At 45.7% G+C, this 1,001-nt stretch carries 1 protein-coding gene; it reads right to left on the bottom strand.

The window, feature by feature from the left end; translation table 11 throughout:
- Window positions 1-138 precede the first annotated feature (138 nt).
- Window positions 139-1,001, bottom strand: an 863-nt coding sequence (locus KIV40_RS31745; RefSeq protein ID WP_285353301.1) for an SbcC/MukB-like Walker B domain-containing protein, incomplete at its 5' end; no start/stop codon positions are given.

Here is a 1,001-nt window from a genome sequence, read left to right as displayed (position 1 = left end):
TGTTAGAAGCTATACGTTCAACAGTCGCTAAGGGTTTGAAATACTGTTGAAATAACAAAGAAAACAGCTGAAAAGAGGCAGATTCACTGCCCCTTCGTACTTACTAGCTGTTAATTACGAGTTACTTTCTATCACTAGTTACGCGACCTTAAACTCTTTACTCATCTCACTAACACCCAAGCCCGAATGCTTAGTGATTTTAAGCTGGACGGGTACTCGCTCTTTTAGCGCCTCGACGTGACTGATCACACCGATCATCTTGCCAGACGCATTCAAGTTATCGAGCGCATTGAGAGCAATATCTAAAGTGTCACTGTCCAGAGTACCGAAGCCTTCATCGAGGAACAGCGAATCAATACTGGTTTTATGACTCACCAAATCGGACAGCGCTAACGCCAAAGCCAGACTCACCAAGAAGCTTTCACCGCCTGAGAGCGTTTTGGTATCACGAACCACATCGCCCTGCCACGTATCCAGCACTTGCAGCTCTAGTCCGTCTTCCGCTTTGCGTTTTAACTCATAACGACCATGCAGGCGCTGCAACTGCTTATTGGCAAGGTAAACAAGGTTCTCAAGGGTTAGCCCCTGTGCGAACTTTCTAAACTTGTCGCCATTCTTCGAACCAATCAATGAGTTCAATTGCGAGATATCATCAAACGCTTGCTGTTTCTCATCAATCTCTTTGAACAAGTGTTGCTGATTCTCGCGATTCTTCTTGTCCATTTCTAGGTTTGCGTTAATCGCACCAATTTGACTGGCCGTCGATTGCTGCTGTTGCTGGCAATCGGAGACTTGTTGCTCCACTTGCTCAATTTCAACCTCTTGCCATTTAACTGCGTTAGCGTGTTCAAGCAGCTCATCAACACTTTGCTTAGCCGCTTTGAGTTTGGCTGAGCTACTGACGATCGCGTTATCCAGCTTCTGTTTAAGAGCAACAAGATCGGCTCGAAGTTGTTCATCCAACAATGCTTGTTCAAACTCGGTTTCAGACTCAAAAGGAC

This window comes from Vibrio sp. D173a, from assembly GCF_030248475.1.
The sequence above is the reverse complement of the archived record's forward strand: the minus strand, read 5'-3'. Positions and strand labels throughout refer to the sequence as shown.